Annotated in this window: 2 protein-coding genes; one reads left to right on the top strand and one right to left on the bottom strand. The window is 73.7% G+C overall.

Annotated elements, in window-relative coordinates; all coding sequences use genetic code 11:
- A partial coding sequence (locus VB737_RS17205) for a 16S rRNA (guanine(527)-N(7))-methyltransferase RsmG (protein WP_500314768.1) occupies positions 1-359 on the bottom strand: 359 nt, incomplete at its 3' end.
- Between the two features lie 71 nt (positions 360-430).
- Here VB737_RS17205 and VB737_RS17210 point away from each other — a divergent pair.
- On the top strand, positions 431-673 hold a 243-nt coding region (locus VB737_RS17210; protein WP_500314770.1), incomplete at its 3' end, for a J domain-containing protein.

Below are 673 nucleotides of genomic sequence, written 5' to 3' on the forward strand. Positions count from 1 at the left end.
ACCGCCTCCAGCTTGCGGCCCATCGAATCCACCAGGGTGATCCGGGCCGTCGGCAGGGCGATCGCCAGGGCCAGCCCGGGGAAGCCGCCGCCGGTGCCCACGTCGATCAGCTCCAGGCCGTCCGGAACGCCGCCCGGGGCCGTGAGCAGGGGCACCCAGGGCCAGAGGCTGTCGAACACCTGGGCGATCCAGAAATCGTCGCCCTCCACGAGGCGGGTGAGGTTGACCCGGCCGTTCCACAGCCGCAGCTGCTCCTGCAGGGCCACCAGCGCCGCCAGCTGCTCATCGGTGGGGGTCCAGCCCAGCGCCTGCCAGAGGCCGGCATCGGCGGGGGGGCTGGGGTCGGGGCTGGCGGCCATCCGCTACGGCAGTGGTGCTTCTCCCTAGGATCCCTCACGCCGGGCAGGCTGCCACCGCCGCCTCAGGGACCATGTCCTCCACAGCCAAGCCCTCCACCCCCACCCACTACCAGGTGCTGCAGCTGCAGCCCACCGCCACCGACCAGGAGCTGCGCCAGGCGTTCCGGGGCCTCAGCAAGCGCTACCACCCGGACACCACCGCCCTGCCGGCGAGCGAGGCCGAGGTGGCCTTCCGGCAGTTGCGTCAGGCCTATGCCGTGCTGAGCGACCCGGCCGCCCGCCGGCTCTACGACGCCGCCCTGGCCCAGCCGGCC

Source organism: Synechococcus sp. BA-120 BA3, from assembly GCF_034931285.1.
Taxonomy (GTDB): domain Bacteria; phylum Cyanobacteriota; class Cyanobacteriia; order PCC-6307; family Cyanobiaceae; genus Cyanobium.